The following is a 5,034-nucleotide window of genomic DNA, read 5'->3' on the forward strand; positions in this document are numbered from 1 at the left end:
ACAACCTGGAAGAACCCATCCCCGGCGCACCAGATACCCCGACATCGCTGACCGCTGACGCGGCTATTGGCCAATTAGTGGAGGCGCTGGACCGGTTTCACGCACACACAGGGCCGCTCGCTGAGCATTTTGCCTATGGCGCATTGAGTAAAGCGGAATATGCCCTCGCCCACGTTATGCATGTACGCAATCACTTCGAGCAAATAACCTGATATCAAGCCGCATAATGCTTGCAGTTATCCTAATTCGAGCCAAAATCACTGACTATTCGTTATACAAAACATTAACATTTTTTGCGTTTTAAAGCGGTGAATGCCTGTTCACCGCTACAGTAACACCTGTCACACTCTCTACCCAAGAAACCATAAAACACTGATTAATATAGATATACATCAATAAAACCAAGAGAATCTCTATTTCTTCATTAACAATCGTTAATGAAATGTTGACTATAATATTATCATACAATAGTATCCTTACCCAAGAATAACAATAAGAACAATTAGCGACGCCTAATACGGGATGGTCGTAAACCTTACTACGCGCAACACAACACGGTATTGATCGGCAGGGTAATTCGTGATGGTTGCGCAACTACAAACATTCTTGGAGAAGATACATGTTTAAACGTGCACAGGTAGCCAGTGCTATATTGGCCGCATTGGCTTCACAGTCTCTTTACGCTCAGGACACCAGCAACACGCAACCCACCGAAGACACTATTGAAATCATCGACGTACGCGGTGTAAAAGCCAGCTTAAACTCCGCGCAAAATATGAAAATGAATGCGTCGAATATCTCTGACCTCATCGTGGCCGAAGACATTGGTAAACTACCCGACAACAGTGTGGCTGCAGCTCTGCAGCGCGTCACCGGTATTCAGGTTGCGCGTACAAACGGTGAAGTAGCTCAGGTTCTGATTCGCGGTTTACCCGACATCGTAACAACCATGAATGGCCGCAATATTTTCACAACAACCGGCCGCTCGTTGTCACTGACCGACGTGCCTGCTGATCTGGTTTACTCGGTAGACGTGAAAAAGTCGATCAGCGCGTCTGATATCGAAGGAGGTATTGCAGGTAGTATCGATATCCAACTGCGTAAGCCATTTGACTTTGATGATGGCTTCTCTGCTGCAGGCGGTTTACGTTATGTGTACAGCGATGAGGCTGAATCCTGGAATCCCATTGGCAGCGTCACACTGAATAACAACTGGGATAACAGCAACGGCCGCTTTGGCGCTATGTTAAGCGTGTCGCATCAAAGCCGTGATTTTCAGGACCAGGTAAACTTCGTAACGGCCCCGTTTGCATTGCCAGACTCGGTAGTCAACAACCCGAATTCTGCACCGCTGAATGTAGCTGGCGAGCCTGCACTTGCACCGAACGTTATCGGTGGTTATTTCCGTTACGGTGACCGCTCTCGCGACTCATTCAACGCGACATTCCAGTTCGAGCCGAACAGCAACAGCACTTATTACCTTGATGTATTTGGAGTGAAATACGAGCAAAACAGCCAGCTTAACTTCTGGGTACCCATCCCTAGCTGGGGTGGCTGGGGTAATGGTTATGTTGAGTCGTACAAAGAAGGCTCTAACGTGGCGCAGTCTGTGGTTCGTCCGGATGCACCGGGTACCATTACCAGTAACCAGTCGTTCTTCAACGAGTCTGAAACCTACCAGTTTGCACTGGGCGGCAAGTGGTATTTCGACAACATCACCGTTAAGTCTGACCTGGCGTACACCGACACAGAAGCCAACAACAAAGGCTTTATTCTTGATTTAGCGTTTTTTGCCGACACCATTATTTATGACTTCGACAAAAACGGCGCGGGCATCTCTGACGTACAAATCCTCGACGCGAACGGTCAGCCATATGACATGACCGATCTTAGCCAGTACTCCCTGTGGACTAACTTTGACAGCCTGGGTCATCAGGAAGGTGATGCCATTGACTGGACCTTGGATGCGAACATTGCGTTGGATTCATGGATCCACTCTGTTGATGTAGGCCTGCGTATTAACGAGCGTTCTGCCTTTAATCAGGAAGCCGATACCGGCGGCCGTGGCAACATCTCAGGCCGGAATATACCGCTTACCGAATTCCCGGGTCTGGAAGATTACTCGCCAGCCGGCTACATGAGCGACGTTACATCACTGAACAATACGCAGTGGTTAACGCCTAACGCCTCTTACTTGCTAGCTAACCGTGGTGATATCCGAGAGGCCATGGGTTACTCACGTGACGACCCGGACTTCCTGCCAGCGCGCTATTACGACAACACAGAAAACAACTATGCGATTTATGCACAGGCTAACTTCTCTACTGAAATTGGCGACATGCTGTTAGACGGTGAAGCCGGTGTGCGCGTTGTTAAGCTGGAATCTGAACTGAACGGCAACAGCATTACCGATGGCGTGGTTACGCCAATTACGGTCGACACCAGTTCAACGCAGGTGTTACCGGCAGTGAACATGCGTCTGCAGGTAGCCGATGAAGTGTTCCTTCGTGCAGCCTACGGCAAAACCATTAATCGTCCAAACTTTGCAGACCTGAACCCAAGTGCAACCTACTTCCTGCCTTCAGAAACCGGTACGCTGGGCTACGGCAACGGCGGGAACCCTGAGCTGGATGCCGTAGAGTCACAAAACTACGACCTGGCAGCAGAATGGTACTTTGGTGAAGCCAGTTCATTAACCGCAACCGTGTTCTACCGCGATATCGACGGTTATGTGAAGTACGTTGCGATCCCTGAAACCATCAATGGGAACGAGTTCTCGATCACCCGCCCGGTAAACAGTGGCGCAGGTTCCCTTGAAGGGGTTGAGCTGGCCTATACCCAGTTCTTCGAAAACCTGCCTGACATGCTGGACGGCCTGGGTATCCAACTGAACACCACGTTAATGGACCACGAAGCAGAAAACGCCGAAGGGATTATGGAGCCGCTGCCTAACGTATCAGACAAGTCTTACAACGCTATCCTGATGTATGAGCGTGAAGGCCTTAACGTGCGTCTGGCTTACAACTGGCGTAGCGAATGGTACGGCAGCTTCAATGAAGCTGGCGACCAGCCTGGAAGCTCAGTCATTCACGAAGCCATCAGCTCACTGGACTTCTCGGTGAACTACGACGTAAATGAAAACCTGACTATCAGCTTCGACGGCACCAACCTGGCCGATGACGTCGCCAACGATTACTTCGGCGGTGACTCTGCAGCCGATGCCCGTTTATATCCTCGTGATACCTACATTCGCGACCGCACCTTCTCCCTGGGTGTGCGTTACAGAATGTAAACTCAGCTTTATTTTAAGCATTAAGAAACCCGCCATTTGGCGGGTTTCTTTTATCTTTTTTAAACTGAACCAACTTAGCTCATTTTGGCAATCCAGCTTTGCGGCGCGATGCGTAAAATCCAGTGTAACCAGGCCCACGGCCAGGTCGGCACATAGCTGTTTGCCGTCTCTTTGTTGATAGCCTTTACCATGGCTTTGCAACCCGTTTCGGTATCCACAATAAACGGTACTTTTTCTACCTTGTCGTTTATTTCACTGCGGATAAACCCGGGGTGAATACAGGTTACTTTTATGGGCGTGTTGCGCACGTCTATGCGAATACCTTCCGACAGCGACGTGATCGCCGCTTTGGTAGCCGCATAAACTGTCATGGCCCGGCGGAAGCCCCGCACAGCGCTAATGGAAGAGATAGTCACGAGATGACCGGCGTTCTGCTCGCGAAAAATGTCCATAGCCGCTTCACACTGAGCAACGGCCGACACAAAATTGGTTATCGCGGTTTGTTTGTTGGCATGAAAATACCCGGTACCAATTGACGCACCTTTACCCATACCGGCATTCACTATCACCCGGTCCAACGTGCCCATGTCATCGCGAAACGCCTTAAACACACTGAATACCGCATCGTGATCGTTTACATCTAACGACCGGATAAACACCTTGATGCTAGGGTTAATGCTTTCTAGCTGTGCTTTCAGCTCCTCAAGCCTTTCTACGCGACGCGCACAGAGCGCCAGGTTGCAGCCCTGTTTGGCAAACTCTACCGCCATGCCGTGGCCCAGGCCCGAACTCGCGCCGGTAATCAAAATATTTTTACGCATTGTTGTTCTCTTTATTTGTAGGTAATCATCGAGCGACTGGCCGGTGTATCCAAATGCTGATGTTCGTTTACCGATGACACCATGAAGCGGCCGCCGGTGCGAAGAATTTTTGTGATCCCAGTATTTACCAGTGTCCAGTTCAGGCTAAACCAATTTTGTTCAGGGAGCTGCATCAGGCTTGAGAACACCAGTGCGATTGGGCCACCAGACGTTACCACCAGCGCCTGTTCCCCTTTTTCCAGCTCCACGAAGGTCGCTTCAAGCGCTTTCAGGACCCGTCTTCTGAAGTTGCACCAGGACTCCGCATAGTCGTCGTTATACTTACCGCTTTGCCAGCGGTGAACCGCCTGGGTAAACACGTTCAAAAACGCCTTCTCTGGCTCAGGTTGCGCCATTAAGTATTGTCGCATGCTGGCTGCCGTAGCCAGTCGCTCGTCGAATACGCCCAGTATGTTGTGATGATCGATTTCGTTCCAATCCGGGTTAACTGGCGCTGCTGGCAATGCCGCGCCGTAGCCTTTTTGCAACTGCGCCAGTGTCTGGCCGTGACGCTGCATTCCGCCACACACGACTTTATTAAAGGTAATCCCCCTGCGCGCCAGATCTGCGCCGGTGCGATGAGCCTGTTGCTCGCCGGTACCCGACAACGCATCGTAGTCGTCTGCTTCAAAACTGGCTTGCCCATGGCGAAGTAGATACACACAGCTCATGGCTACCGCCCCTTTATAGCGCGCTCGCAGCGCCACAGTAAATAATGCACAAATAACCAGAAACGTTTAAACGCCGGGTTGCGGGTTTGTTTGTGATGGTACCGGTAGTAAATTTGTTGGGCAATCGCAGCGAGCCTGAACAACCCGTAGACTTCGTAAAAACGAAAATCATCCACGTCCAGTGACATGTTTGACAGGTAATAATCGACAA

At 50.4% G+C, this 5,034-nt stretch carries 4 protein-coding genes and 1 pseudogene; 2 read left to right on the forward strand and 3 right to left on the reverse strand.

Annotated features, from left to right (window positions below; genetic code table 11):
- Together AC4MRN_RS19435 and AC4MRN_RS19440 are read left to right on the forward strand one after the other, a co-directional pair.
- Nucleotides 1-212 (forward strand): DUF1569 domain-containing protein (locus AC4MRN_RS19435; RefSeq protein ID WP_491204239.1); only part of this gene is annotated, 212 nt, incomplete at its 5' end.
- A 407-nt stretch (nucleotides 213-619) separates the two neighbouring features.
- A complete protein-coding gene (locus AC4MRN_RS19440; RefSeq protein ID WP_491204240.1) occupies nucleotides 620-3,292 on the forward strand; it encodes a TonB-dependent receptor in 2,673 nt (890 codons plus the stop codon).
- Between the two features lie 74 nt (nucleotides 3,293-3,366).
- On the opposite strand, the gene AC4MRN_RS19445 is transcribed toward AC4MRN_RS19440, so the two are convergent.
- The 3 genes and pseudogenes from AC4MRN_RS19445 to AC4MRN_RS19455 form a co-directional block, all read right to left on the reverse strand.
- Nucleotides 3,367-4,113, reverse strand: coding sequence for an SDR family oxidoreductase (locus AC4MRN_RS19445; RefSeq protein WP_491204241.1), 747 nt, complete (start codon nucleotides 4,111-4,113; stop codon nucleotides 3,367-3,369).
- Nucleotides 4,114-4,124: 11 nt separating this feature from the next.
- Nucleotides 4,125-4,823, reverse strand: a complete 699-nt coding sequence (locus AC4MRN_RS19450) for a histidine phosphatase family protein (RefSeq protein ID WP_491204242.1) — start codon at nucleotides 4,821-4,823, stop codon at nucleotides 4,125-4,127.
- Between the two features lie 2 nt (nucleotides 4,824-4,825).
- Nucleotides 4,826-5,034: pseudogene (locus AC4MRN_RS19455) on the reverse strand (phosphotransferase family protein); the annotation flags it as partial.

The sequence above is a fragment of the Marisediminitalea sp. genome, assembly GCF_984433645.1.

Excerpts from the sequence above, each read along its gene's own strand:
- AC4MRN_RS19445 (WP_491204241.1), bottom strand. The coding sequence starts at position 4,113 with ATGCGTAAAAATATTTTGATTACCGGCGCGAGTTCGGGCCTGGGCCAC.
- AC4MRN_RS19450 (WP_491204242.1), bottom strand. The coding sequence starts at position 4,823 with ATGAGCTGTGTGTATCTACTTCGCCATGGGCAAGCCAGTTTTGAAGCA.
- AC4MRN_RS19440 (WP_491204240.1), top strand. The coding sequence starts at position 620 with ATGTTTAAACGTGCACAGGTAGCCAGTGCTATATTGGCCGCATTGGCT.